General features: G+C 45.3%; 24 protein-coding genes. 11 read left to right on the top strand and 13 right to left on the bottom strand.

What is annotated here, in order from left to right; genetic code table 11:
• The first annotated feature begins 1 nt into the window (after window position 1).
• Both coaD and AB6E54_RS12140 read left to right on the top strand, forming a co-directional pair.
• Complete coding sequence (coaD, locus tag AB6E54_RS12145) at window positions 2-484, top strand: pantetheine-phosphate adenylyltransferase (RefSeq protein WP_010433787.1); 483 nt, start codon at window positions 2-4, stop codon at window positions 482-484.
• 242 nt (window positions 485-726) lie between these two features.
• On the top strand, window positions 727-1,479 hold the full coding sequence (locus tag AB6E54_RS12140; protein WP_016792613.1) for a glycosyltransferase family 25 protein: 753 nt from the start codon (window positions 727-729) through the stop codon (window positions 1,477-1,479).
• A gap of 134 nt (window positions 1,480-1,613) precedes the next feature.
• On the opposite strand, the gene AB6E54_RS12135 is transcribed toward AB6E54_RS12140, so the two are convergent.
• The 6 genes from AB6E54_RS12135 to radC all read right to left on the bottom strand — a co-directional run bounded on the left by AB6E54_RS12135 (window position 1,614) and on the right by radC (window position 5,634).
• Window positions 1,614-2,618: an NAD-dependent epimerase gene (locus AB6E54_RS12135; RefSeq protein WP_010433784.1), complete on the bottom strand. Its 1,005-nt coding sequence runs from the start codon at window positions 2,616-2,618 to the stop codon at window positions 1,614-1,616.
• 91 nt (window positions 2,619-2,709) lie between these two features.
• Window positions 2,710-3,519, bottom strand: a complete 810-nt coding sequence (gene mutM / locus AB6E54_RS12130; protein ID WP_372105875.1) for a bifunctional DNA-formamidopyrimidine glycosylase/DNA-(apurinic or apyrimidinic site) lyase — start codon at window positions 3,517-3,519, stop codon at window positions 2,710-2,712.
• A 2-nt stretch (window positions 3,520-3,521) separates the two neighbouring features.
• Window positions 3,522-4,046 carry a hypothetical protein gene (locus tag AB6E54_RS12125; protein WP_032546317.1) on the bottom strand — a complete coding sequence of 175 codons (525 nt, stop codon included), beginning with the start codon at window positions 4,044-4,046 and terminating at the stop codon, window positions 3,522-3,524.
• A 204-nt stretch (window positions 4,047-4,250) separates the two neighbouring features.
• The gene (rpmG, locus tag AB6E54_RS12120; protein ID WP_002535344.1) at window positions 4,251-4,418 is read right to left on the bottom strand and encodes a 50S ribosomal protein L33; all 168 of its coding nucleotides are present in this window, start codon (window positions 4,416-4,418) and stop codon (window positions 4,251-4,253) included.
• A 13-nt stretch (window positions 4,419-4,431) separates the two neighbouring features.
• Window positions 4,432-4,668: a 50S ribosomal protein L28 gene (gene rpmB / locus AB6E54_RS12115; RefSeq protein WP_004728407.1), complete on the bottom strand. Its 237-nt coding sequence runs from the start codon at window positions 4,666-4,668 to the stop codon at window positions 4,432-4,434.
• A gap of 291 nt (window positions 4,669-4,959) precedes the next feature.
• A complete protein-coding gene (gene radC / locus AB6E54_RS12110) occupies window positions 4,960-5,634 on the bottom strand; it encodes a DNA repair protein RadC (RefSeq protein ID WP_017071069.1) in 675 nt (224 codons plus the stop codon).
• Between the two features lie 223 nt (window positions 5,635-5,857).
• On the opposite strand from radC, the gene coaBC reads away from it, so the two are divergent.
• The 3 genes from coaBC (at window position 5,858) to lpxL (ending at window position 8,849) form a co-directional block, all read left to right on the top strand.
• Window positions 5,858-7,099, top strand: a complete 1,242-nt coding sequence (gene coaBC / locus AB6E54_RS12105; protein WP_102548306.1) for a bifunctional phosphopantothenoylcysteine decarboxylase/phosphopantothenate--cysteine ligase CoaBC — start codon at window positions 5,858-5,860, stop codon at window positions 7,097-7,099.
• A 139-nt stretch (window positions 7,100-7,238) separates the two neighbouring features.
• Window positions 7,239-7,829, top strand: a complete 591-nt coding sequence (slmA, locus tag AB6E54_RS12100; RefSeq protein ID WP_016768952.1) for a nucleoid occlusion factor SlmA — start codon at window positions 7,239-7,241, stop codon at window positions 7,827-7,829.
• Window positions 7,830-7,868: 39 nt separating this feature from the next.
• A complete protein-coding gene (gene lpxL / locus AB6E54_RS12095; protein WP_102332608.1) occupies window positions 7,869-8,849 on the top strand; it encodes an LpxL/LpxP family Kdo(2)-lipid IV(A) lauroyl/palmitoleoyl acyltransferase in 981 nt (326 codons plus the stop codon).
• Between the two features lie 138 nt (window positions 8,850-8,987).
• Here the strand turns inward: lpxL and pyrE are convergent, their stop codons facing one another.
• Window positions 8,988-9,629 carry an orotate phosphoribosyltransferase gene (gene pyrE / locus AB6E54_RS12090; RefSeq protein WP_017059267.1) on the bottom strand — a complete coding sequence of 214 codons (642 nt, stop codon included), beginning with the start codon at window positions 9,627-9,629 and terminating at the stop codon, window positions 8,988-8,990.
• 107 nt (window positions 9,630-9,736) lie between these two features.
• On the bottom strand, window positions 9,737-10,453 hold the full coding sequence (gene rph / locus AB6E54_RS12085; protein WP_009847983.1) for a ribonuclease PH: 717 nt from the start codon (window positions 10,451-10,453) through the stop codon (window positions 9,737-9,739).
• A 248-nt stretch (window positions 10,454-10,701) separates the two neighbouring features.
• Between rph and AB6E54_RS12080 the strand changes: the two genes are divergently transcribed.
• Entirely contained in the window at window positions 10,702-11,568 is an 867-nt protein-coding gene (locus tag AB6E54_RS12080) for a YicC/YloC family endoribonuclease (protein ID WP_048618554.1), read from the top strand.
• Between the two features lie 327 nt (window positions 11,569-11,895).
• On the opposite strand, the gene AB6E54_RS12075 is transcribed toward AB6E54_RS12080, so the two are convergent.
• The 3 genes from AB6E54_RS12075 to AB6E54_RS12065 all read right to left on the bottom strand — a co-directional run bounded on the left by AB6E54_RS12075 (window position 11,896) and on the right by AB6E54_RS12065 (window position 14,436).
• Window positions 11,896-12,108: a cold-shock protein gene (locus AB6E54_RS12075; RefSeq protein ID WP_004735656.1), complete on the bottom strand. Its 213-nt coding sequence runs from the start codon at window positions 12,106-12,108 to the stop codon at window positions 11,896-11,898.
• A gap of 310 nt (window positions 12,109-12,418) precedes the next feature.
• The gene (locus AB6E54_RS12070) at window positions 12,419-12,844 is read right to left on the bottom strand and encodes a phosphate-starvation-inducible protein PsiE (RefSeq protein ID WP_102332607.1); all 426 of its coding nucleotides are present in this window, start codon (window positions 12,842-12,844) and stop codon (window positions 12,419-12,421) included.
• 221 nt (window positions 12,845-13,065) lie between these two features.
• Window positions 13,066-14,436: an NCS2 family permease gene (locus AB6E54_RS12065; RefSeq protein ID WP_102332606.1), complete on the bottom strand. Its 1,371-nt coding sequence runs from the start codon at window positions 14,434-14,436 to the stop codon at window positions 13,066-13,068.
• A gap of 766 nt (window positions 14,437-15,202) precedes the next feature.
• Between AB6E54_RS12065 and gmk the strand changes: the two genes are divergently transcribed.
• From gmk to recG, 4 genes are all read left to right on the top strand, one after another.
• The gene (gene gmk, locus AB6E54_RS12060) at window positions 15,203-15,826 is read left to right on the top strand and encodes a guanylate kinase (protein ID WP_017062466.1); all 624 of its coding nucleotides are present in this window, start codon (window positions 15,203-15,205) and stop codon (window positions 15,824-15,826) included.
• Between the two features lie 119 nt (window positions 15,827-15,945).
• A complete protein-coding gene (rpoZ, locus tag AB6E54_RS12055) occupies window positions 15,946-16,218 on the top strand; it encodes a DNA-directed RNA polymerase subunit omega (protein ID WP_009848003.1) in 273 nt (90 codons plus the stop codon).
• A gap of 39 nt (window positions 16,219-16,257) precedes the next feature.
• Entirely contained in the window at window positions 16,258-18,384 is a 2,127-nt protein-coding gene (gene spoT, locus AB6E54_RS12050) for a bifunctional GTP diphosphokinase/guanosine-3',5'-bis pyrophosphate 3'-pyrophosphohydrolase (protein ID WP_017062467.1), read from the top strand.
• A gap of 177 nt (window positions 18,385-18,561) precedes the next feature.
• Window positions 18,562-20,640, top strand: coding sequence for an ATP-dependent DNA helicase RecG (recG, locus tag AB6E54_RS12045; protein ID WP_372105872.1), 2,079 nt, complete (start codon window positions 18,562-18,564; stop codon window positions 20,638-20,640).
• Window positions 20,641-20,916: 276 nt separating this feature from the next.
• On the opposite strand, the gene envZ is transcribed toward recG, so the two are convergent.
• Window positions 20,917-22,212: a two-component system sensor histidine kinase EnvZ gene (gene envZ, locus AB6E54_RS12040; protein WP_102332605.1), complete on the bottom strand. Its 1,296-nt coding sequence runs from the start codon at window positions 22,210-22,212 to the stop codon at window positions 20,917-20,919.
• A gap of 153 nt (window positions 22,213-22,365) precedes the next feature.
• Window positions 22,366-23,085 (bottom strand): two-component system response regulator OmpR, encoded by a 720-nt coding sequence (gene ompR, locus AB6E54_RS12035; RefSeq protein ID WP_008218409.1) that lies wholly within the window; start codon window positions 23,083-23,085, stop codon window positions 22,366-22,368.
• Window positions 23,086-23,263: 178 nt separating this feature from the next.
• Between ompR and greB the strand changes: the two genes are divergently transcribed.
• Entirely contained in the window at window positions 23,264-23,746 is a 483-nt protein-coding gene (gene greB / locus AB6E54_RS12030; RefSeq protein ID WP_017062470.1) for a transcription elongation factor GreB, read from the top strand.
• Window positions 23,747-24,294 lie beyond the last annotated feature (548 nt).

The following is a 24,294-nucleotide window of genomic DNA, read 5'->3' as shown; positions in this document are numbered from 1 at the left end:
AATGAGCACACACGTTATTTATCCAGGAACTTTTGATCCGGTGACCAATGGCCACCTTGATATCATTGTTCGTGCCGCTAGCATGTTTGACCATATCACTGTTGGAGTAGCAGCGAGCCCAAGTAAAAAAACCATGTTTGAATTAGATGAACGTGTAGAGTTGTTACGTGATGCGGTGTCTCACTTACCTAACGTGTCTGTTGAAGGATTTTCGGGGTTACTGGTCGATTTTGCTAAACAGCAGCAAGCGAATGTGTTGGTGCGAGGCCTAAGAACAACCATGGATTTTGAGTACGAGTTTGGACTCACCAGCATGTACAGAAAGCTACTTCCAGGCCTTGAAAGTGTATTTTTAACACCTTCAGAGGAGTATGCATTCCTCTCTTCGACAATAGTTCGAGAGGTGGCCATTCATGGTGGAGACATTAGCCAGTTTGTGCCACAAAAGGTGGCAGCCGAGATAAAGCTGAAGACAGCCAAGTAATTCTCTTTACCTAAACCGAAAAAAATAGCGCTCATTGAGCGCTATTTTTTGAGACAGATAAATTCATTTAGACCCCTACATATTAGCTCTAACACTGCAGAACCGATGAATCAGATCATGCGAACCCCGAACACTCTTGAGGTTCGTCACAACCATAACCTCTAACAAAGCGAACAATCATTACAAAAAGCCAAACGAGTGATAACATAATTTCTTGTGAATAAATACATCAATATAGCTTTATGAAATCATACTGTATTACCTTAAAAGCAAACCATTGTAGGCAAAAATCAACAGCTAACGCCCTTAAGGATGCTCAGGTTGATTTTGAGTTTTTTATCGGAGTGGATGCACGAACCGATGAACATCCTCTACTAACAAGAATTCACGATAGAGCTTTTTTACACAATATGGGTAGACCGCATGCAATTGGGGAAGTGGGGTGTTATGCAAGCCATTATCTTATTTGGCAAAAATGCATAGAGTTAAATGAACCCATTTTAGTCTTCGAAGATCATGCCGATATTGATATCGATATATTTCGCAATACTTTGACTATCGCCGAGCAGCATATTGAGCAGTGTGGTTTTATTCGCTTACAAGACAGTAAGAATAGACTACATTATTCAGTTGATAAGTACGATACACAGCATCTTGTAAAGTATTTAAAAGTTCCTCAAGGAACCGCCTGCTATGCTATATCTCCCAAAGCGGCACAAGCTTTCATCGAACAAAGTTCAACTTTTAATTATCCAGTTGATGTATTCTTAAGGAATACTTGGATTCATAAGCACCCCATGTTTGGTGTTTCTTCTGCTGGATTACAGCGTAGTAAACGGCCGTCAATTATCGGTAGTCGTAAACATAAAGGTAGAAAAGACTATTCTGTCGCCTTTATGAAGATTGTGAACAAAATAAAGAGTATGGCACTTAATCTATCAACAAACCTTTATCACCTTGCAGTACTAGATAAAGAGTTCAGACCAAAATTCTAGGTCTAGGAAAAGTACACTCACATTAAATTGCCCCCTCTCTTTATGCTTATGTTTATACCTAAAAAGCAATCATGCGATTACCTATAAAAATAGCGCTCATTGAGCGCTATTTTTTATTCAAAGTTTATCAATTACTACAGCGAGTAATAGGCTTTATACCAATCCGCGAAAGCTTTCGCGCCTTCTTGGATCTTCACTTGAGGTTTATAGCCAACCGCTTCAAACAAATCTTCCGTATCAGCGTAAGTCGCGTACACATCACCAGGCTGCATTGGCATGAAGTTCTTTTTCGCTTCAACACCTAGAGCACCTTCTAATGCTTCGATGTAGTCCATTAATTTAACCGGGCTGCCATGACCGATGTTAAACACGCGATACGGAGCAGAACTGGTTGCTGGTGACCCTTGTTCAACTGTCCAATCTGGTTGCTTGGCTGGAATACGATCTTGAACACGAATAATACCTTCAACGATATCATCGATATAAGTGAAGTCACGCATCATGTCGCCGTTGTTATAAATGTCGATTTCTTTGCCCGCTACGATTAGATTCGCAAACTTGAACATCGCCATATCAGGGCGACTCCAAGGGCCGTAAACCGTAAAGAAGCGAAGACCTGTCGTTGGTACGTCGTATAAATGAGAATAGGTATGCGCCATCAACTCATTCGACTTCTTAGTCGCGGCGTACAGTGAAATCGGGTGATCAACACTGTCTGCTGTATGGAATGGCATTTTTTGATTCAAGCCATAAACGGAACTCGATGAAGCATAAACGAGGTGTTCAACCTTATTATGGCGACAGCCTTCAAGAATAGCTAAGTGACCGACAAGGTTGCTATCGGCATACGCCATTGGGTTATCAATTGAGTAACGAACGCCAGCTTGCGCTGCTAAATGAATCACACGGTCAAATTTTTGCTCAGCAAACAGCTTCGCCATGCCCTCTCTATCAGCAAGATCCAGCTCAATAAAGGTCAGGTTTTCATGTTCGATACGTTTAAGGCGGTCATGCTTTAAAGAGACTTCGTAGTAGTCATTCAAGTTATCAATACCGACAACCTCATGGCCTGCTGCGCATAGTCGCTCTGACACTGCAGAGCCGATAAAACCGGCAACGCCAGTTACTAAATATTTCATTCTACTATTCTCAATTCATATCATTAATGTAATTGTAGCGACTAGCACTTATATCTACTAGCAGTAAAAAGTGAACGCGCGTTCAGTTTTTTTATACTTGGCACTCTTCGCAAAAAAACGTATTCCTCTGCCCTATTTTTAACTCTTGGATTAGAGCTTCACAGCTTGGGCACTTTTCGCCTGCTTTTCCATAGACTTGCAGCTCTTGGGCGAAATACCCCGGCTTGCCATCTGCTTGCGCAAAATCTTTTAAAGTAGTGCCGCCTTGCTTGATGGCGGTGGCAAGCACTTGTTTGATCTCTTGGGTTAACAAGGCCCACTCTTGTTTTGTCACTTTGCTTGCAGGGCGCAAAGGGCTAATACGTGAAGCAAATAGCGCTTCGTTAGCGTAGATATTCCCGACACCGACCACTACTTTGTTGTCCATGATGAACTGCTTGACTGCGACTTTACGCTTTTCTGCTTTCTCAGCGATGTAATCAGCGTTAAAGTCGTCCGTTAACGGCTCAGGGCCAGAACCGAGTAACACAGGGTGTGTTTCGTCGGGAGCAGACCACAGCCAAGCGCCAAAACGACGTGGATCGTTGTAGCGTAGTACTTTTCCATTAGTGAGCTTAAGATCCACGTGATCGTGCTTTGCTGCTGGGAAGTCAGCATCTAATACGCGTAGTGAGCCAGACATACCAAGGTGAACAATGGCAGTGCCAGTATCCGTTTCAATCAATAGGTACTTTGCACGGCGCGAGATAGAGCGAATCACCTGCCCTTCTAATGCTTTTAACTCTTGTGGGATATCCCAACGCAGCTTAGGCGTGCGAAAAGTAAGGGTTTTAATGGTCTCGCCAACTAAATGAGGCGAGATCCCCATACGGCTTACTTCGACTTCGGGTAATTCAGGCATAGTTAGTCGTCCGATTTAGAGGAGTGGTTAGCGTTAAAGCTTGGAAACAGGTAGCTCTCTTCAATAGACACCGCCAACCACTGATCATTCCAGTTTTTTAACAACCAGAACTCAGGCAATTGATAATAGGTAATACGCTGGGGCTCTTCTTGGTCTTGATACCATACTTCGATGGTGTGTGGTGTATTTAACCGAGGCGTAAGGTCTGTGTAGGTCTGTGAGTCGACTTCCGTGCCCACAAGCTCTTTCCAACGTTGTGACAGCTCTTGTGCATTGGTGGCTTGAGGAAAGTCAGTATCTTCGAACTGGTAAACCCATTGATTATCTTGTTGAATGACAGACCACTTAGCAAAGTGTAACGCTTGAAGCTTTGCTGTTGGGTTCAGGAGATAAGGATAAGGGCTATCAACCTGCGGTTCAGGCTCGATAAGGTACGCTTTGATCAATGTTGGAAGGTTTAACACGCCAATAAAAGCGATCACACTGAACATGAGTATGTTGTTCCACCGGCGTCCACGATATCTCATCTGATTCTGCTCATCTAACCTATTGAACATTCAGTATATCGTGAAAGTGGCAATACTTTCTATGTTGTACAGATTTCTATCTATCAGAGGCTATATCAAGCAAGAACAATTGAGTTACTCAAATTTTAGATATAAAAAAACCCAGCGATTAAACTGGGTTTTTCAATTCTTTCTTCTACTGAAGAAGAGCAAAAAAAGCATCAATTACTTGATTTTAGCTTCTTTGTACATAACGTGTTGGCGAACTACTGGATCAAACTTTTTGATCTCAAATTTGCCTGGCATGTTACGCTTGTTCTTATCAGTTGTGTAGAAGTGACCAGTACCTGCAGAAGATACTAGACGAATTTTCTCACGAATGCCTTTAGCCATTGCTTAATTCCTCTTAAACGTTTTCGCCACGTGCACGGATATCAACAAGAACAGCATCGATGCCTTTCTTATCAATGATACGCATGCCTTTAGCAGTTAGACGTAGTTTAACAAAACGTTTTTCGCTCTCTACCCAGAAACGATGAGTTTGTAGGTTCGGCAGAAAACGGCGCTTAGTAGCATTGCGTGCGTGTGAACGGTTGTTACCCGTTACTGGACGCTTACCAGTTACTTGGCATACTCGGGACATGAATGTCTTCTCCAATCGTTTCAGCTCGATATCAACCTTGGTGGCCGAACCTCTCTATCAGTTAAAATAGAAGGTAAAAACCGTTATGGAAAATCCATACAAGGCTATCAAAGGTCGCGCATTATACTAACTTGACACGCATTGCTCAAGACCCGAACAGATCCTTTTTACGGATTTCGTGATCTTTTTTTGTGCAGCGCAGCTTGCTTGAGTAATCAGAGCTGATTTTAGGTCTAAAAATGTGGGCGGAATAATAGCAGATTTAACGCAACTAACAACCTAAAATGTGATTCAAATCCATCCACGCTCTGCAAAAGAGACAACTTCGCCATCTCCAACGACAAAATGGTCGAGAACTCGGATGTCCACCAGCGCTAATGCATCGGTTAATCGGCGTGTAATCCGCCTATCCGCTTGGCTGGGCTCAGCAACACCTGAAGGATGGTTATGAGCTAAGATTAATGCCGCCGCATTATGATGAAGTGCCCGTTTAACCACTTCCCGCGGGTAAACCGATGCGGCATCGATGGTTCCTTCAAACATCACCTCGTCCTTTATTACCCTATTTTGGTTATCGAGGAACAATATATAGAAGGCTTCTCGCTGGCGATCACGCAACATGCTCGAAAGATAAAGCTTAGTATGGCTAGGGCTCGTAAGCGCATCTCCACGAGATAAAGTCTCTGCTAGATAACGCTGCGTCATCTCTAATACAGCCTGCAATTGAACATACTTGGCCTGCCCCATCCCTTTATGAGCACAAAACTCTTCCTGTGTTGCTGAAAAAAGATGACGGAGTGAGCCAAAGTCTTTGATCAACTTGTCAGCGAGTTCCAACACGTTCATTCCTTGTGTCCCTGTTCGCAGGAATATCGCGAGCAGTTCAGCATCACTCAAAGAATCAGGCCCTCTATTTAACAACTTTTCTCTCGGCATCGATTCGGCAGGTATTTTATCTATTGGCATATAAAGACAATCATTGGTCATGAACACAACCCATCACCTTAATGAGATCGTAATCAGAGATCCTTCGATAGAGATCAAAGGAAACGAGACACTAACAAAATCGTGTAATTGATAAGTTTGATAACACCAACTTGATGAGCGTCAACTCTGTTCGAGTTCTGCTTCTAGGCACTTATCCTTTGTTCTGATATCGTAAGTCGCAGAGAAATTAAGGAACAGAATCATGCAAACATTGGTTAATCAACTGGATAACGCTGACCTACAAGGCCTAGCTGGGAAAAAAATCCTACTTGGCATTAGTGGTGGTATCGCTGCGTATAAATGTGCCGAACTGACTCGACGCTTAATTGAACGTGGGGCGCAAGTACAAGTCGTGATGACAAATGCAGCCAAGGAGTTCATCACTCCTCTCACCATGCAAGCCGTCTCTGGAAGGCCAGTGTCTGATAGTTTGCTTGATCCTGCTGCTGAGGCTTCCATGGGGCACATCGAGCTCGCAAAATGGGCTGACTTGGTATTACTAGCGCCAGCAACCGCAGATCTTATTGCTCGCATGACGGCGGGTATGGGCAACGACCTGCTGACCACGCTGCTTTTAGCAACCGATGCGCCAGTTGCGGTATCTCCGGCAATGAACCAACAGATGTACAGCCACCCAGCGACTCAAGAGAATATCGCGACGCTAAAACGTCGTGGCTGTGAAATCTGGGGCCCTGCCGCAGGCGAACAAGCGTGTGGTGATGTCGGCATGGGTCGTATGCTAGAACCAATGCAGCTTGTGCATCGTTGTGAAGACTTCTTCCAACCTAAACCACTTGCTGGCCGTTCGGTGTTAATTACGGCGGGTCCAACTCGTGAAGCCATCGACCCGGTGCGTTACATTACTAACCACAGCTCAGGCAAGATGGGCTATGCACTGGCTGAAGCGGCCGCTAAACAAGGCGCAACAGTGACTCTAATCAGTGGCCCTGTTTCATTAGCGACGCCAAACAAGGTTAATCGTATTGATGTCGACAGCGCACAACAGATGTTTGATGCCGTTACTGCCAACGCAGCTCAACACGATATTTTCATCAGCTGCGCTGCGGTTGCCGATTATCGCCCCGAGACCATTGCAGACCAGAAGCTTAAAAAAGTGGATGGTAAAGATGACATGACCATTCAAATGGTTAAGAACCCGGACATTGTCGCTTCTGTTGCCTCAATGACGGAAGGCCGTCCATTTACCGTAGGCTTCGCAGCAGAAACTCAAGATGTTGAGAAGTACGCGCGCGGCAAACTGGAAAGAAAGAACCTCGATATGATTTGTGCTAATGATGTCTCTGTCGAAGGACAAGGCTTCAACAGCAGCAGTAATGAATTGCACCTTTATTGGAAAGACGGTGATAAATCTCTGCCACTGGATAGCAAAGACACACTTGGTTTCCAGATCCTCGATCAGATCCAACAACTTATTGTCGAATAAATATACGATTTCGCTCTGACAATGTGCTGACACCTCTCGATTCTGTTGACCTAGGGCTCACAAAACTAGGAAACAGAATTGAATGGTGTTTATAATCCTGCTTCACTCAATCCTCATCTTTAGGAAAGGAAGTAAATAGATGGCTGGTACTCGAAAATCAAACCGTCGTGAAGAAATCCTACAAGCTCTCGCACAAATGTTGGAATCGACCGAAGGTGCTTCTCGTATCACAACGGTAAAGTTGGCCAAGCAAGTCGGCGTATCTGAAGCTGCGCTCTACCGCCACTTCCCAAGCAAAGCTCGCATGTTTGAAGGCCTAATAGAGTTCATTGAAGAAGCGTTGATGTCTCGAATCAACCGCATTCTCGATGAAGAAAAAGACACTCTTGAGCGTATCCGCCTCGTGATGCAACTTATCTTAGTCTTTTCTGAGCGCAACCCTGGTTTGACTCGTATTTTGTCGGGCCATGCCCTAATGTTTGAGAATGAGCGCCTGCGTGAACGCATCAACCAACTTTTCGAACGCATTGAGACGCAACTTCGCCAGATCCTGCGTGAAAGAAAGCTTCGTGAAGGGAAATCATTCCCGGTTGATGAGAAAATCTTAGCCGCTCAACTGCTCGGTCAAGTTGAAGGCAGCTTGAATCGATTTGTTCGCTCAGACTTCAAATATCAACCAACAGAAAACTTTGATGCTTATTGGGCTCTGCTAAGCGCTCAGATTAAGTAACAATCAAATTAAGTAGCAATCAAATCTTAAGTGATGGTTATGACGACGAAAACTTCTTCAGCAAACGGCACAGCACAACACGTGATTACTAAGCCGCCTTTTACTCTAGCTCTACTTCACCCTAAATATTGGGGTGTATGGTTTGGTTTTGGGTTATTGGCGCTTATTGTTAACGTTCTCCCTTATCGCCTCTTACTGCTGTTAGGCCGATCGTTAGGCTCTTTGGGTGCTCGCTATGGTAAAAAGCGCGTCGCGGTAGCAACACGTAACTTGGAGCTCGCCTTCCCAGACAAGCCAGCAGATGAAGTCGCGGCAATGGTCAGTGAGAACTTTAAGAACACAGGTATGGCACTCATCGAAACCGGCATTACCTGGTTTTGGCCTACGTGGCGCTTCAAGCGCATCCTAGTAGATAAAGACACCCAAACACTGCGTACGCACAAAGCTAACGGTAAAGGTGTTCTTCTATGCTGTGTGCATGCCTTAAACCTAGAGATCACTGCGCGAGCAATGGCTGTTCTCGGTATTTCAGGTTTAGGTGTTTATCGCCCGCACAACAATCCGGCTTATGAATTCATTCAATACCGTGGTCGTACTCAGAACGGCAACCGCCTGATTCACCGTAAAGACGTGAAGCGTATGATTCGAATCCTGCGTCAGGGTGAGATCCTTTTCTACCTACCGGATCATGATTACGGCCGTAACAAATCTGTGTTTGTGCCTTTCTTCGCAGTAGAAGATGCGTGTACCACAACAGGCACCAGTATTCTGGCTTATACGAGCCGATGTGCACTTGTTCCGGGGTCTGGTTTTAGAAATGCCAACGGCAAATATGAAATCATGGCTGATGAGTCAATCGAAGAAAACTACCCGCAGAAAGATGAGAAAGCGGCTGCCGCCTACATGAACCGCTACCTTGAGAAGATTATCTTAAGAGCACCAGAACAGTGGATGTGGCTGCACAAGCGATTTAAGACTATGGAAGACCCAGAAGCTGAACGCGGCATTCGTTACAAATAGAGCACCTATCTTCAGATAAGAAAGCAGCTCACCTCAATAGAAAAGTAAAAGGCCCGAAAGATATTTATCTCTCGGGCCTTTCTCGTTTTGAAATTCTAAACCTAGGGATCTAAACCATCAGGTTCAAAACTTCAGGCATTAGATACCATATTGAGCGCGGTACGCTTTTACTGACTCTAGATGCGCTGCGTCGGTGCCTTTCTCTTCAAGGAAAGTCACCAAGTCAGTCAGGCTAACGATTGAGATAATCGCACAACCGAAGTCACGCTCAACTTCTTGAATCGCAGACAGTTCGCCTTTGCCCTTCTCTTGACGGTCGATAGCAACAAGCACGCCCGCTAAATCAGCGCCATTTGCTTGGATGATTTCCATCGACTCACGAATCGCAGTACCTGCAGTGATCACGTCGTCCACTAACATGATGCGACCTTCAAGCGCGCTACCGACAAGGTTGCCACCTTCACCGTGGTTTTTCGCTTCTTTACGGTTAAAACAGTAAGGCGTATCTACATCGTGGTGATCTGCCAGTGCAACCGCTGTCGTCGTTGCAATTGGGATACCCTTGTATGCAGGACCAAATAGTACATCAAACTCAATGCCAGAATCAGCCAATGCTGCTGCGTAGAAGCGACCTAAGCGCGCTAGGTCACGACCTGTATTAAACAATCCAGCATTGAAGAAGTAAGGGCTCTTGCGGCCAGACTTTAAAGTAAACTCACCAAACTTAAGTACTTCTTTCTCTAGTGCAAATTCAATAAATTCACGTTGATATGCTTTCATGCTCATCCTCTATGTTTACTCAATAAAACTTAACTTACGCCCTGTACCACCCTTTCAGGTTTTACAGACAAAAAAATAGCCCCCAAATTGGGAGCTATTAAAAATGACTAGTCGGCCAACGCAGCTTTCTGCGCTTCGACGATATCGGCAATGCCCTTATTAGCCAGGGCTAAAAGCTGCATCAACTCTTCGTGGCTGAACGGTTCGCCTTCTGCGGTACCTTGAATCTCAATCATCTTACCGTCTTCCGTCATTACAACGTTCATGTCGGTATCGGCTGCTGAGTCTTCAACGTACTCAAGGTCACACAGTGCTTGTGCACCAACGATGCCCACTGAAACTGCCGCTACGTGGCCTTTCATTGGGTTCTTTTTCAGTTTGCCGCTTGCTAGTAGGCTGTTGATAGCATCAGCCATTGCAACGCTTGCACCTGAGATAGAAGCAGTACGAGTACCGCCGTCTGCTTGGATAACATCACAATCGACAGTGATCATAATTTCACCCATTACTTTCAGGTCAACAACAGCACGTAGGCTACGAGCGATCAGACGTTGGATTTCCATCGTACGACCACCTTGCTTGCCGCTCGCCGCTTCACGACGGTTACGAGTGTGCGTTGCACGTGGCAGCATGCCGTATTCAGCCGTTACCCAACCCTTTCCTTGGCCTTTTAACCAACGCGGTACGTTTTCTTCTACCGTCGCATTACATAGAACTTTAGTGTTGCCGAACTCAACTAATACAGAACCTTCAGCATAAGCTGTGTAGTTACGAGTAATTTTAATTGGACGAATTTGATCTACAGCGCGGTCATTTGGACGCATTGGTATCTACCTTATTAACAGTCTGAAGTGATTTACTATCGAAAGAGTGCATCACCTAAGAAAGGGGTGAGACAGTTTTGATTGGGGCAAGATTATATAGCAGTTTATCGTGCAAATCTATTTACCGTTCAAAGCTATTTATCACGAAAGGCTATTTACAGTGAAAAGCGACAGGCTTCGAGAGCACACCATATCGTGATACTATGCGTGCGCGTTATTTTCAGAATGATAAAAGACAGGAAAATTCGATGATTTATAGTATGACCGCGTACGCACGCAAAGAAGTAAAAGGCGATTGGGGCACAGCAGTATGGGAAATCCGTAGTGTAAACCAACGCTACCTAGAAACTTACTTCCGTATGCCTGAACAGTTCCGTGGTTTAGAGCCAATCTTGCGTGAGCGTTTCCGTAAGCGTCTTGCACGCGGTAAGGTTGAATGTAACCTACGCTTTGAAGCAAACCCTGCTGCAAAGGGAGAACTAAGCATTAACGAAGGTTTGGCTCAGCAAGTAATCAATGCGGCGAACCAAGTAATGACGATGACTGGCGAAGAGAGCCGTTTGAACCCATTCCAAGTCATGAACTGGCCTGGTGTGATGGAAACGCCAGAGCAAGACATGGATGCCATCAACAAAGACCTACTTGAAGCATTCAACGATGCTATCGCAGAGTTCATTGATGCTCGTGCTCGTGAAGGTGAGAACATGAAGGCGCTAATCGTACAGCGCTTAGATGCAATCACTGAAGAAGTAGTGAAAGTTCGTGCACGCATGCCTGAGATCCTAGAGTGGCAACGTGAGCGTCTTCTTACCAAATTTGAAGATGCGAAAATCGAACTTGAAGGTTCTCGTGTTGAGCAAGAGCTTATCCTACTTGCGCAGAAGTCAGACGTAGCAGAAGAGCTAGACCGTCTAGATTCTCACGTGAAAGAAGCAAATGCAGTACTGAAGAAAGGTGGCGCTTGTGGCCGTAAGCTAGACTTCATGATGCAAGAGTTCAACCGTGAGTCAAACACGCTAGCGTCTAAGTCTATCAGCACAGACATCACAGCATCAGGCGTAGAGCTTAAGGTTCTTATCGAACAGATGCGTGAGCAAATTCAGAATATTGAATAACAGTTTGTCAGTAACACGCTGAATAGCCATTAACTGAATCAGTGTTGATTAACTAACCGTGTTGATTAGATCAAGATAAGCTCCTAGTTTTAGGGGCTTTTTTTATGGATACAATAATGCCAATCAGGATGAGTAAGTGAGCAGGTTGTTACGCAGGAGATTTGTTTGGAGCAAGAGATAGATACAGCTATAGATAGAACAGAGAAGCGGATGTAGCAAAGGATTTTAGAATATTTTGAAGGGGGTATTACAGGTGGAACTAAAGGGGAAAGATTTAAGGAAGAAAGTGACGCAAGTTGCTGTTGCAACCTGCGCCGACTTAAAATCTTATAGAGCTACAACGTTTGCAGCTTGAAGACCTTTTTGGCCTTGCTCTACTTCGAAAGACACTTGTTGGCCTTCTTTAAGAGTCTTGAAACCTTCAGAAGCGATTGCACGGAAGTGTACGAATACGTCAGCGCCGCCGTTGTCTTGAGTTAGGAAACCGAAACCTTTCTCTTCGTTAAACCATTTTACTACGCCGTTTGTTTTGTTAGACATGATGTGTCCCTTATATAAAAATAAAAAATTAATCGCCAAAAGTGCGATGCGCTGAAAGCTTGAATTATTTAATGTATCTATGAAGCCAAGGGAAACACTGAGAATAACAATGAAGCAATACTAAGGGTTTTACTTTACAACTGATGTTTCATTTAATAACTCTGAAAACAGAGCGAGGCCATTCTTGGTGATCTGGGTCGGGTTGTAAAGCTTTATTTGAAAATAATTGATGTTTTTTTGTTCGGTTGGCTTGAATTCAAGCCCAGCTAGGTCACCGGGCTTGATTTGTAAGACTTTGATCTCAAAAAATTTACTCGTCCGGCTGCTTAGTTCTGAGATCGACATATGGCCAGTAATGGTGACCGACTCGAATCAACAGAGTTGCTGCTGCTAAGATAAATGCCGCTAAAGATAACCAAACGATCAATACCGCATCGAGTTCTTTCATGCCCAAAGTGATGTAACGAGCAATCGCCATCATCGCGATATAGATTGGGTATCGCACTGGGATCTTACCGTTCATCACAAACTGCTGAACCATCGCCAACACTTCTAAATAGATAAACATCAGCAGAATGTCGGTCAATTGCACTCGGCGTTCAGCGAAGACATGCATGAACTCTTCGACCATCGCAAACAAGGTCGCGAGCGTGATCGCCACCAGCAATACCGCTTCCATAATGTAGAATACTTTTAAAAACGGCTTACTAAAAGATTTAGGTAAGTGAGAAGGCATAGTCACTCTTCAAAAAATAATTAATCCAGTCTCTACAATAGCATGCATCAATATAAGTCGCGTACTGTCAAAGCACCGACTTTAGGCTAACGCCATCAACTCATCGGTAACCAACATTAAGAAGCAACGGTAAAAAGCAACAAATACAAAAATGGCCCCGCATTCACTGCAGAGCCATCTGTTTGTCTTTTACTTAGCGACTTCTTAGTGACTAATTAGCCTTAAAGCAGAATCAGGTAAGTTAAGAACACCACACACAGTCCGTAGATAAGCGGGTGTACTTCTTTGCGCTTACCTGCCACAACCATTGTGAATGCGTAGCTGATGAAGCCCATCGCCATACCGTTCGCTGGAGAGAAGCTTAGCACTGTGAACATGATGGTAAAGAAGGCTGCAATGCGTGACTCTTTCTTTTCCCAGTTGATCTGACCAAGACGACCTACCATGTAGATGCCGACTACTACCATCGCCGGTGCAACCATTGCAGCCGAGAAGATAGAGAAGATTGGGTATAGGAATAGCGAGATTAGGAACAGACCAGCCACCATGACTGCTGCCAAACCCGTTTTTGCACCTTGAGAAGAAGCGATGCCAGACTCAGAGAAAGCAGTGATCGATGTGGTACCAAGAATTGAACCAATCACAGTACCGCCCGCATCTGCTACTAGAGCCGATTTCGCGTTTGGCACCTTGCCGTCTTTATCGATGATACCCGCATCACGGCCAACGCCGACAATGGTGCTCAAGCCATCAAAGAAATCGACAATCAAGAAGATAAGTACGATGAACAGTAGGTCGAACATTTTCTCTGGCGTGAAAGCAGAGAAATCGAAGATAGCGCCGAAGCTGCCAGCCATGCTTGGTGGCATAGCAATGAACTGCTCTGGGATTGGTGCGTTTGAAGTGCCCATGAAGACGTCAGCAAGAATCGTCAACACGATAGCAGAAACGAATGAGATGAACGTTGCTAGCTTGATGTCACGAACCATACAACCCAGTGCGATGAAGATGCTCACGTAAGCGATGATCACTTGTGGATCAGAAATGTCGCCTAAGCCTACCAATACGAATGGGTTAGAAACGATGATGCCCGCATTCTTAAGACCTAAGAAAGCAATGAACAGTCCGAGAGACACGGTAATCGCCAACTTCAAATCTTCAGGAATCGATTCAATCATCGATTTACGAATATTGGTCAATGAGAACGCAAGGTACAAAATACCAGATAGGAAGATACCGAACAGCGCTTCATTCCAAAGCACGGCAACAGATCCACTTAACAGCAGACCTTTGAAAAAGCCGTTCATACTCATGCCCGGCGCTAGCATTACAGGGTAGTTGCCCCAAATGCCCATAATTAGGGTTGCGATTGCCGCAGACAGAGCCGTTGCAGTAAACACGGCACCTTTGTCCATGCCTGGAATATCACCCAAAATTGCTGGGTTAACCGCCAGAATGTAACTCATCGCCAAGAAAGTAATGAAACCCGCATACAGCTCAGTGCCAATCGTGGTTTTTCTTTCAGTGATTTTAAACATCGAATCAAGCGAGCCAGAGGTGTTCTGGGCTTTCAGGGTGGAATCGGTACTCACAACAAAACCTATGCAATAAATTAAGAATTTGGTGATTCAAATGCTGTGAGAATAGAGAGGTCTCTACACTAAAAACTGTAGTCACCAAGGTAGGCTCGGTAGTAGAAACATCTAGTCTAGTAGGGTCTGTTGGCCCTTCGAGATGATTTTTGCAGCGAGTTGTTGGGGATTTCTACAAGGCAGAGACTTTGAAGTGTAGCTAGCCTACATAAGAAGTCGATAACGCAGTAGAAATCACCAACAAACGCTGCCCGAAGGGTTCGGCTAAAATCGTTTTATGCTTTGTTAAGGAGTCTTTACTTAGAATACTAGGCTACAAACTCCTTGCCGCGCCTAAAACGATTTTTTCTCGAACAAAACTCCATCGCGAAAGGTCAACAGACCCTAGATATATACAGCATTTAATCGTTTGCGCGGATTGTAAGGATTGAGATTAAAACTTCAACAAATTTTGTCCAGATCACATAAAAAAGTACCGATGACGAGTCATTACATTTATACAAAGATCTTTGAGAAGATCATTTGCTGATAAATAACGATCAAGCCAGTTGTTCTCAATCATCTAAATATGCTACTCTTCGCCTCCATTTTTCTGACCTAATTTTCACCAGTTGCTTCTATTAGTTTTACTCGTTATCTCTTTATAGACGTAACCAACGGCACAATTAGTAGATGCGCCATCGGAACAAAAATTAGAGTCAGTGCTATCTTTTAAAGTGTAGGTTTATTGCCTCCACTCAATCCAACCAACAGTGGAAATATACAGATGGGCAAAGGTACTCTTTACATCGTATCTGCACCTAGTGGCGCAGGTAAGTCGAGCTTGATCTCAGCAATGCTAGAAACCAATCCAACCTACGCAATGAAGGTATCTGTTTCACACACCACTCGCGGTATGCGCCCTGGTGAAGAAAATGGTGTTCACTACCACTTCGTAGAGAAGCATCATTTTGAAGACCTTATTACTAAAGGTGAATTCCTAGAGTACGCTGAAGTGTTCGGCAACTACTACGGTACTTCACGCGTTTGGATTGAAGAAAACCTAAACCGCGGTATCGATGTGTTCCTAGATATCGACTGGCAAGGTGCTCGTCAGATCCGTGAACAAATGCCTCAAGCGAAGAGTGTATTCATTCTTCCACCATCAAATGGTGAGCTAGAGCGTCGTTTGAATGTTCGCGGTCAAGACAGCGACGAAGTTATTGCGAAACGCATGAGCGAAGCAAAATCAGAGATTTCTCACTATGCAGAATATGATTATGTGATCGTGAATGACGACTTTGATGCAGCCCTAATGGACTTCAGAGCTATCATTCGTGCGGAGCGCTTAAAAGAAGATAAGCAAGCAGCGAAATACAGCGGCATGCTTACTGCTTTATTAGCGGAATAATCTAGATCCCCTAGATTTTCTATTGAGATAAGTATACGGTGATCTAGAAAGTATCTAGTTAAACTTGTATACTTTCTCGTCATCAAAAATTTATTAGTTAATTACTATTTGGAGTCCTCATGGCACGCGTAACTGTTCAAGACGCTGTTGAAAAAGTTGGCAACCGTTTCGACCTAGTTCTTATTGCGGCTCGCCGCGCACGTCAAATGCAAACTGGCGGTAAAGATTCACTAGTGCCTGAAGAAAACGATAAGCCAACGGTTATCGCTCTTCGCGAAATCGAAGAAGGTCTTATCACTAAAGACGTACTAGATGCTCGTGAGCGTCAAGAGCAACAAGAGCAAGAAGCAGCTGAACTTGCAGCAGTAAGCAGCATCGCTCACACTCGTTAAGAACGTCATTCGAACTAATTAACCTTCCGGGCCTTTAATTTGTATCTATTCGATAGCCTCAAAGACGTTGCCCAAGAATACCTAACAGAGCCTCAAATTGAGGCTCTGCGTCAATCTTATGTGGTAGCGAGAGACGCCCATGAAGGGCAAACCCGCTCAAGCGGTGAACCATACATTATCCACCCTGTAGCTGTTTCAAGAATCCTGGCAGAAATGCGTCTGGATATCGAAACCCTGCAAGCTGCTCTGCTTCATGATGTCATCGAAGACTGTGATGTCACTAAAGAAGATCTAGAGGAAAAATTTGGCAATACCGTTGCTGAATTGGTTGATGGTGTATCTAAGCTGGATAAGCTTAAATTTCGTGATCGCAAAGAAGCGCAAGCAGAGAACTTCCGCAAGATGGTTCTCGCCATGGTGCAAGACATCCGCGTTATCTTGATCAAATTAGCTGACCGTACTCACAACATGCGCACGCTTGGGGCACTTCGTCCTGACAAAAAGCGTCGTATTGCTCGTGAAACCCTAGAGATTTATTCTCCACTAGCTCACCGTCTTGGTATTCATAACATCAAGACCGAACTAGAAGAGCTGGGCTTTGAAGCCCTCTATCCTAACCGTTATCGCGTACTTAAAAACGTAGTGAAAGCTGCGCGTGGTAACCGTAAGGAAATGATCCAACGTATCCATAGCGAAATTGAAGGCCGCCTTGAAGAGGTCGGTTTGCCTGCTCGCGTACTTGGTCGTGAAAAAAACCTGTTCTCCATCTACAACAAGATGAAAACTAAAGAGCAGCGCTTCCACACCATTATGGACATCTACGCTTTCCGCGTCGTGGTTGATACCCCAGATACTTGTTATCGCGTACTTGGTCAGGCTCACAGCCTGTACAAGCCTCGCCCTGGCCGCATGAAAGATTACATTGCGGTACCAAAAGCCAACGGCTACCAATCTCTGCACACGTCAATGATCGGCCCTCACGGGGTGCCAGTTGAGGTTCAGATCCGTACTGAAGATATGGATCAAATGGCAGACAAAGGTGTCGCAGCGCACTGGTCTTACAAAGGCAACGGCTCACGCAGCAGTAATGGCACAACCGCACAGGTTAAAGCACAACGTTGGATGCAGAGCTTACTTGAGCTGCAACAAAGCGCGGGTAACTCATTCGAATTCATTGAAAACGTTAAGTCTGATCTGTTCCCAGATGAGATCTTCGTGTTCACGCCGAAGGGTCGCATTGTCGAGCTTCCGGCAGGCGCAACAGCGGTCGATTTTGCTTACGCGGTGCATACCGATGTCGGCAACATGTGTGTAGGTGCTCGTGTAGACATGAACCCTTACCCACTCAGCAAATCGCTGAAGAACGGTCAAACTATTGAGATCATCAGTGCTCCGGGCGCACGTCCGAATGCAGCATGGCTCAACTACGTGGTGACATCACGTGCGCGTACTAAGATCCGTCAGGTTCTGAAAACGATGCGTCGTGAAGAGTCGATCACGCTAGGCCGTCGTCTACTGAATCATGCACTTGGCGAACACTCTATTGGCGATATCGGCCAAGAGAATATCGACCACGTATTGTCTGATCTTCGCCTAGACAATGTTGAAGACTTACTGGCATCGATTGGTCTTGGTGAGCTGATGAGTATCGTTATTGCTCGTCGTCTACTGGGTGATGCTGACGAACTGACTGAAGTGGAAAACAACAGCGACACACCAAGGAAGAAATTGGCTATCCGTGGTGCTGAAGGTCTACTACTGACGTTCGCTAACTGTTGTCACCCAATTCCAGATGATCACATCATTGCCCATGTATCGCCAGGTCGTGGCCTTGTGGTTCACCGTGAAACGTGTCCAAACGTTCGTGGTTACCAGAAAGAACCAGACAAATACATGGCGGTTGAATGGTCTGACGATTACGACCAAGAGTTCACTGCTGAACTTCAGGTTGATCTGCAGAATCACCAAGGTGCACTGGCTGAGTTAACTAACGTTATCTCGAAAACAGGCTCGAACATTCACGGTATTTCAACTGAAGAACGTGATGGACGCCTGTACACAGTGACTATCTTGCTGACCACCAAAGATCGTGTTCATCTTGCAAGTATTATGAAAAAGCTACGTGTGATGCCACACGCGCTGAAAGTAAGACGTCGTAAGAACTAACGTTTAAACTTGATAATAGTTTTGCCAAGAATTTAAATCCCCTTAATGCTTTATCGCTTAAGGGGATTTTTATAACCGTAATCCTAGTATTTACCGCGCTCCCTCCCATTCCTGCCTGTACAAAAATCCAGTAAAATGCTTGAATAGATCATCTCTCTTACGTTTATGAGCCTTGTTATGTCACAGCTTTTATCTGCTATCCCTCTCAACTCTTTATCTGGAGTCGGCGCTAAAGTCGCAGAGAAACTAGAGAAGGTTGGGCTTAACAATGTACAAGACCTGCTATTTCACCTGCCTTTGCGCTATGAAGATCGAACGCGTATCTATCCAATCGTAAAACTGCATGCTGGTTTATGGGCAGCAGTGCAAGGCAAGGTAATGCACGTCGATACCATTTTCGGTAAACGTAAGATGCTCGCAGTAAAGATCAGTGATGGTAATGGCACTATTACACTGCGTTTTTTCAACTTCACTGCAGGCATGAAGAATAACTTTACCGAAGGCAAACAAGTGCATGCTTATGGTGAGATCAAGCGCGGTAATATGGGGCTTGAGATCGTCCACCCTGACTACAAATTCTTTGCGCCGAGGCAACAGCCAGACGTTGAAGCCAATCTGACTCCGGTGTACCCAACCACCGAAGGGCTAAGACAAGTCACGCTGCGTAATCTTACCGATCAAGCCTTAGAGCTAATCGACAAGGCCGCAGTTAACGAGCTTCTCCCATCAGGTTTATACGACCACCAAATTACCCTCGCACAAGCACTGCATACCATTCACAGGCCGCCCCCGGGCATTGACCTAGAGCTGTTTGATGAAGGCAAGCACCCTGCGCAACTGCGCCTAATTATGGAAGAGTTACTGGCTCAAAACCTGTCTATGTTGTCTGTTCGTAGCAAAGGGCAGCAAGACAAGGCAATGCCTTTTCCTCCAGTAAACACCCTTAAAGATAAGCTACTGGCTCAGCTGCCGTTTTCACCAACCAATGCCCAAGCACGAGTGACCAAAGAGATCGAAGCTGACTTGGAAAAGCCGCATCCTATGATGCGTTTAGTGCAAGGTGATGTGGGCTCTGGTAAAACCTTAGTCGCTGCACTGGCGGCGGTTCGCGCATTGGAACACGGTCAACAAGTAGCACTTATGGCACCCACTGAACTACTCGCAGAACAACACGCGATTAACTTTGCCAACTGGTTTGAGGCAATGGGTATTCAAGTTGGATGGCTAGCAGGTAAGCTCAAAGGCAAAGCTCGTGAAACTGAACTAACACGTATTGCCAGTGGCGAAGCGCAAATGGTGGTCGGTACTCATGCCCTGTTCCAAGAGCATGTCGAGTTCAAAAACCTTGGTTTAGTGATCATTGATGAACAGCACCGATTTGGTGTCCACCAGCGATTAGAGCTACGTGAGAAAGGCGCAAAGCAAGGCTACTACCCCCATCAGTTGGTCATGACCGCTACCCCAATCCCACGAACGTTAGCAATGACGGCCTATGCCGACCTCAAAACTTCGATTATTGATGAACTGCCACCGGGACGAACCCCAATTCAAACCGTGGCAATTCCTGATACCAAGCGCGATGACATTGTTGAACGTGTGAAAAATGCGTGTCTCAATGAAGGCAAACAAGCCTACTGGGTATGTACGCTGATTGATGAATCGGAAGTACTGGAAGCTCAAGCTGCAGCTGATACAGCAGAAGAGCTACAACGCAAACTGCCTGACGTAAAAATTGGTTTAGTCCATGGCCGTATGAAACCCGCCGAGAAACAAGCGGTGATGCGAGAGTTCAAAGAGAACAAGCTGCATCTATTGGTTGCGACAACCGTGATTGAAGTTGGTGTGGATGTTCCGAATTCGAGCTTAATGATCATCGAGAACCCAGAACGTCTTGGCCTAGCGCAACTGCACCAACTGCGTGGCCGTGTCGGCCGAGGTTCGGTCGCAAGTCATTGTGTATTGTTGTATCACTCTCCGCTGTCTAAAACCGCTCAGAAACGCCTAGGTGTGCTACGTGAAAGTAACGATGGCTTTGTGATTGCACAGCGCGACTTAGAAATCCGTGGCCCCGGTGAATTGCTCGGTACCAAACAAACTGGCTTGGCTGATTTCAAGATCGCCGATCTAATTCGTGACCAACGTTTGATACCTGAAGTGCAGCGTATTGCGCGTCATATTCACGATAGCTACCCAGACAATGCTAAGGCGATCATCAACCGTTGGTTGGGTGAACGCGATGTTTACTCTAAGGCGTAGTTAACACTAAGGCATAGTTAACACTGAGACCGTATTCAAACGTAAAAAAGGCTTCCTCAAGGAAGCCTTTTTAGTGTGCGTTACTTTCATCAAGCAAGAGCGAGATTCCCTATTCGCTCGTTCCTCACGATAGGGAATGACGATCAAAGTAAACTTTCATCATCAAAGTCCATGGTTAGCAATTCGTCATCCTCGGAGAGGGAAGAATGACCGAGTCGGGGATCTCTTAACCGTTCCTCGAACCGAACTTATCGTCATCAAACGGACCGATGATAACTAGGGCTTAACCGGGAAACTGATCTGCGCTTTTAAGCCACCTTCACTGCGGTTATTGACCACAACAGCACCTTGATGCTGGCTAACGATACGTTTCACAATTGCTAAGCCCAAGCCCGTTCCTTCGCTACCACGAGCCGTGTCACCACGCGTGAAAGGTTCAAACAGCTTTCCGATCTGGTCTTGTGGAATACCCGGCCCGTTATCTTCTACCGTCACCCAAGCAAGCTTGTTATCCGCCGTCATACCAGTTGATACCTTGACCCAACCATTACCGTAACGCAGCGCATTCACCACCAAGTTGCTCACAGCACGCTTCATCGCGATCGGATTACCTAGCGCTGGCTTCATCGATTCTGGAATATCGGTTTCAATCTGAACCTCGTAGCCACCCTCAGAGCTCGATACCTCACGAGCAATATCATCGACAAACACCGCTTGGAATGAATCTCGGTCGACAGGCTTTAGGTAATCCATGAACTGGCTGATGATTTCATTACACTCTTCGGTATCACTGATAATCCCCTCAGCTAAGTAGGCATCCTCTGGTGACATCATCTCAGTCGCTAAGCGAATACGCGTTAACGGAGTACGTAAATCATGGCTGATACCCGCCATCAACAAGGCGCGGTCTTCTTCTAGCTCTTGGATGCCTTTCGACATCTGGTTAAAGGCTCGAGTTACCGAGCGAATCTCTTGTGCGCCTTGAACTGGCAATGGCGGTGGAATATCACCTCGCCCGACACCTTGCGCCGCTTTCTCTAGCGCTATCAACGGACGGTTTTGCAATCGGATAAACAGCCAACCACCTGCGACAATCAACAGCGCCATGATCAGACTGTTACGAAACAGTGGTGCAAAATCCTCTTCTTGCAGCTCTGATAACGGAATACGAATTAAAGAGTTGGGTAACTGCGCAATGTCCATCCAAAGCACATAGCTCTCTTTACCCAAGATCAGCCGCACTTCAGTTTCAGAACCCAGCTCCTTGGTCATCTCCTCACTCATCAGGTCGATTGCGACCGCATGGTAATACTCACCCGCCGCTTCGCTGTCCTTGGCGTGAACGGTTACCCCGAGCTGTTCAAGCACACGCTGACGCAATGGCGCATCGATCTCGATATCACTGCCTTGGTCCAATACCAGGTTTAGCTCGTGAGCCAAAATCTTATTAAACTGCTGCAAACTTGGCATCAACGCATAGTTAAACACCGCGTAATAAGAAAAAATTTGGCTAGCGACCAATAGCGTTAAGAAAAGCACTATCGACTGAGTAAAGGAGCTACGTATACGCATGGGGTACCCGAGATGTAGAAAGATAAAGAAAGTGTTATATGACTATAACTCTAAACCATTGTGCTGAATAGAAAACGGGCCATCGCATATTAATGAGATGACCCGTAAGATTCACAGAATCGATAAAGCTACTGTAGAGCTTATTAAGCTGAATTACACAGCTTTGCCATCTGGAACGAATACATAACCCAAGCCCCACACCGTTTGGATGTAGCGAGGTTTGCTTGGATCTTCTTCAACTAGACGACGCAGACGTGAAATCTGAACATCGATAGAACGTTCCATTGCTGAATACTCACGGCCACGAGCCATGTTCATCAGCTTATCGCGAGACATTGGCTCACGAGCATTCGTTACCAAGGACTTAAGAACCGCAAATTCACCCGAAGTAAGCGGCATTGGCTCTTCACCGCGGAACATTTCGCGAGTACCTAAGTTCAAGCGGAACTCACCAAACTCAACCACAGACTCTTCTGTGCTTGGTGCACCCGGTGCTTCAATGACTTGGCGACGCAGTACAGCTTTAATACGAGCAAGCAGTTCACGTGGATTAAATGGTTTTGGCAGGTAATCATCAGCACCCACTTCCAAGCCCACAATGCGATCCACTTCATCACCCTTTGCAGTAAGCATCAGGATTGGTAGCGAGTTGTTTGCGTTTCGTAGACGACGACAGATCGATAGACCATCTTCGCCCGGCAACATTAAATCCAATACCATCAAGTGAAAATTTTCACGGGTTAACAGGCGGTCCATCTGCTCACTGTTTGCCACGCTACGCACTTGAAAGCCCTGCTCTGACAGATAGCGCTCTAACAGTGCACGTAAACGAGCATCGTCATCGACCACTAAAATTTTGTAGTTTTCTTGCATGTAATGGTTCCACCTATTAAAGCTTAAACCTAAGGTTAAGCATTCTTGGTAAATTGTATATTGGTATAAGACATTAAAAATGTAACATTATTGGAGAAAAAGTCGCCTAAATAATTGTTAACGTATGTTGCCTTTCTATATATTCTATCTTAGATCATCATTTCATTAAGTCAGATTTATGAAAACCAAACTTATTACTCGAGAAGGTTATAACAAGCTCAAAGCAGAACATGACCACTTATGGCACGAGAAACGCCCTGAAATTACTAAGATAGTCACTTGGGCGGCAAGCCTTGGAGATCGCTCAGAAAACGCAGATTACACCTTCAATAAGCGTCTACTTCGTCAGATCGATCGCCGAGTGCGTTTTTTAAGAAAGTTCCTACCTGATGTCACGATCGTTGATTACTCGCCACAACAAGAAGGTAAGGTATTTTTCGGTGCTTGGGTCGAAATTGAGAATGATGATGGGGAAATTAAGAAGTTTCGAATTGTCGGCCCAGAAGAGATCTACGGCGATGCTAAAGGCTATATCTCTATCGACTCACCAATGGCTAGAGCTCTGCTCAAGAAAGAAGTAGATGACGAGTTTACGGTAAAAACACCGGAAGGCGACAAAGAGTGGTTCATTAACTCGATTCGCTACGCAGACAACGAATAACCAAACTTAATAAACACTTAGCGATAAACTGAGTGTTCAGCAAACCCAAACTCCAGATAAAAGAAAACCCCGCAAGGCTTTCGCCTAGCGGGGTTAAGTCTCTATCGCAGCAATCCGGCTACTGTTTATCTCTTCGAGATAAGGTGCTCCCTGCATCTTTCCTTGATAGTGGCTAAATCCTTTAACCAATTTCCTTTTTGTTCATCGCCATCCTAGCGGTGTCCATTCTAGCCTGTCATCCTGACTGGCGAATCTCATCCAGAGATTATCACTTCCTTGCTGACCACTCATCCTAAGTAATCAAATCTTCATCCTGAAGATACCTAGTCCATTAGGCTTTTTCCTGTTCCTGCCAACTCCCTGTCGACAAGTTAAATATTACGGCAAATGGCCGTGTTTCCTAGATAGTCTTAAAAAACATTTCAGGTGAGAAATACGCCCACAAACACACAATCAAATAAAATCAGCAACTTAGTGTAACATCAAGACGATTTCATCGGTCTAAAGCGACTTACTCTCACATCACTTGTAAGAGATCTCGCACAAAG

Origin of the sequence: Vibrio sp. 10N.247.311.49, from assembly GCF_041467655.1 — a bacterium.
Classification (GTDB): domain Bacteria; phylum Pseudomonadota; class Gammaproteobacteria; order Enterobacterales; family Vibrionaceae; genus Vibrio; species Vibrio crassostreae_C.
The sequence above is the reverse complement of the archived record's forward strand: the minus strand, read 5'-3'. Positions and strand labels throughout refer to the sequence as shown.

What these genes read in the sequence shown, in the direction of transcription:
- AB6E54_RS12075 (WP_004735656.1), bottom strand. Translation starts at nt 12,108, where the DNA reads ATGTCTAACAAAACAAACGGCGTAGTAAAATGGTTTAACGAAGAGAAA.
- radC (WP_017071069.1), bottom strand. Translation starts at nt 5,634, where the DNA reads ATGCCAATAGATAAAATACCTGCCGAATCGATGCCGAGAGAAAAGTTG.
- gmk (WP_017062466.1), top strand. Translation starts at nt 15,203, where the DNA reads ATGGGCAAAGGTACTCTTTACATCGTATCTGCACCTAGTGGCGCAGGT.
- coaBC (WP_102548306.1), top strand. Translation starts at nt 5,858, where the DNA reads ATGCAAACATTGGTTAATCAACTGGATAACGCTGACCTACAAGGCCTA.
- coaD (WP_010433787.1), top strand. Translation starts at nt 2, where the DNA reads ATGAGCACACACGTTATTTATCCAGGAACTTTTGATCCGGTGACCAAT.
- AB6E54_RS12125 (WP_032546317.1), bottom strand. Translation starts at nt 4,046, where the DNA reads ATGAGATATCGTGGACGCCGGTGGAACAACATACTCATGTTCAGTGTG.
- pyrE (WP_017059267.1), bottom strand. Translation starts at nt 9,629, where the DNA reads ATGAAAGCATATCAACGTGAATTTATTGAATTTGCACTAGAGAAAGAA.
- lpxL (WP_102332608.1), top strand. Translation starts at nt 7,869, where the DNA reads ATGACGACGAAAACTTCTTCAGCAAACGGCACAGCACAACACGTGATT.
- rpmB (WP_004728407.1), bottom strand. Translation starts at nt 4,668, where the DNA reads ATGTCCCGAGTATGCCAAGTAACTGGTAAGCGTCCAGTAACGGGTAAC.
- slmA (WP_016768952.1), top strand. Translation starts at nt 7,239, where the DNA reads ATGGCTGGTACTCGAAAATCAAACCGTCGTGAAGAAATCCTACAAGCT.
- rpoZ (WP_009848003.1), top strand. Translation starts at nt 15,946, where the DNA reads ATGGCACGCGTAACTGTTCAAGACGCTGTTGAAAAAGTTGGCAACCGT.
- ompR (WP_008218409.1), bottom strand. Translation starts at nt 23,085, where the DNA reads ATGCAAGAAAACTACAAAATTTTAGTGGTCGATGACGATGCTCGTTTA.
- greB (WP_017062470.1), top strand. Translation starts at nt 23,264, where the DNA reads ATGAAAACCAAACTTATTACTCGAGAAGGTTATAACAAGCTCAAAGCA.
- rpmG (WP_002535344.1), bottom strand. Translation starts at nt 4,418, where the DNA reads ATGGCTAAAGGCATTCGTGAGAAAATTCGTCTAGTATCTTCTGCAGGT.
- recG (WP_372105872.1), top strand. Translation starts at nt 18,562, where the DNA reads ATGTCACAGCTTTTATCTGCTATCCCTCTCAACTCTTTATCTGGAGTC.
- AB6E54_RS12070 (WP_102332607.1), bottom strand. Translation starts at nt 12,844, where the DNA reads ATGCCTTCTCACTTACCTAAATCTTTTAGTAAGCCGTTTTTAAAAGTA.
- rph (WP_009847983.1), bottom strand. Translation starts at nt 10,453, where the DNA reads ATGCGTCCAAATGACCGCGCTGTAGATCAAATTCGTCCAATTAAAATT.
- envZ (WP_102332605.1), bottom strand. Translation starts at nt 22,212, where the DNA reads ATGCGTATACGTAGCTCCTTTACTCAGTCGATAGTGCTTTTCTTAACG.
- AB6E54_RS12080 (WP_048618554.1), top strand. Translation starts at nt 10,702, where the DNA reads ATGATTTATAGTATGACCGCGTACGCACGCAAAGAAGTAAAAGGCGAT.
- AB6E54_RS12135 (WP_010433784.1), bottom strand. Translation starts at nt 2,618, where the DNA reads ATGAAATATTTAGTAACTGGCGTTGCCGGTTTTATCGGCTCTGCAGTG.
- mutM (WP_372105875.1), bottom strand. Translation starts at nt 3,519, where the DNA reads ATGCCTGAATTACCCGAAGTCGAAGTAAGCCGTATGGGGATCTCGCCT.
- AB6E54_RS12140 (WP_016792613.1), top strand. Translation starts at nt 727, where the DNA reads ATGAAATCATACTGTATTACCTTAAAAGCAAACCATTGTAGGCAAAAA.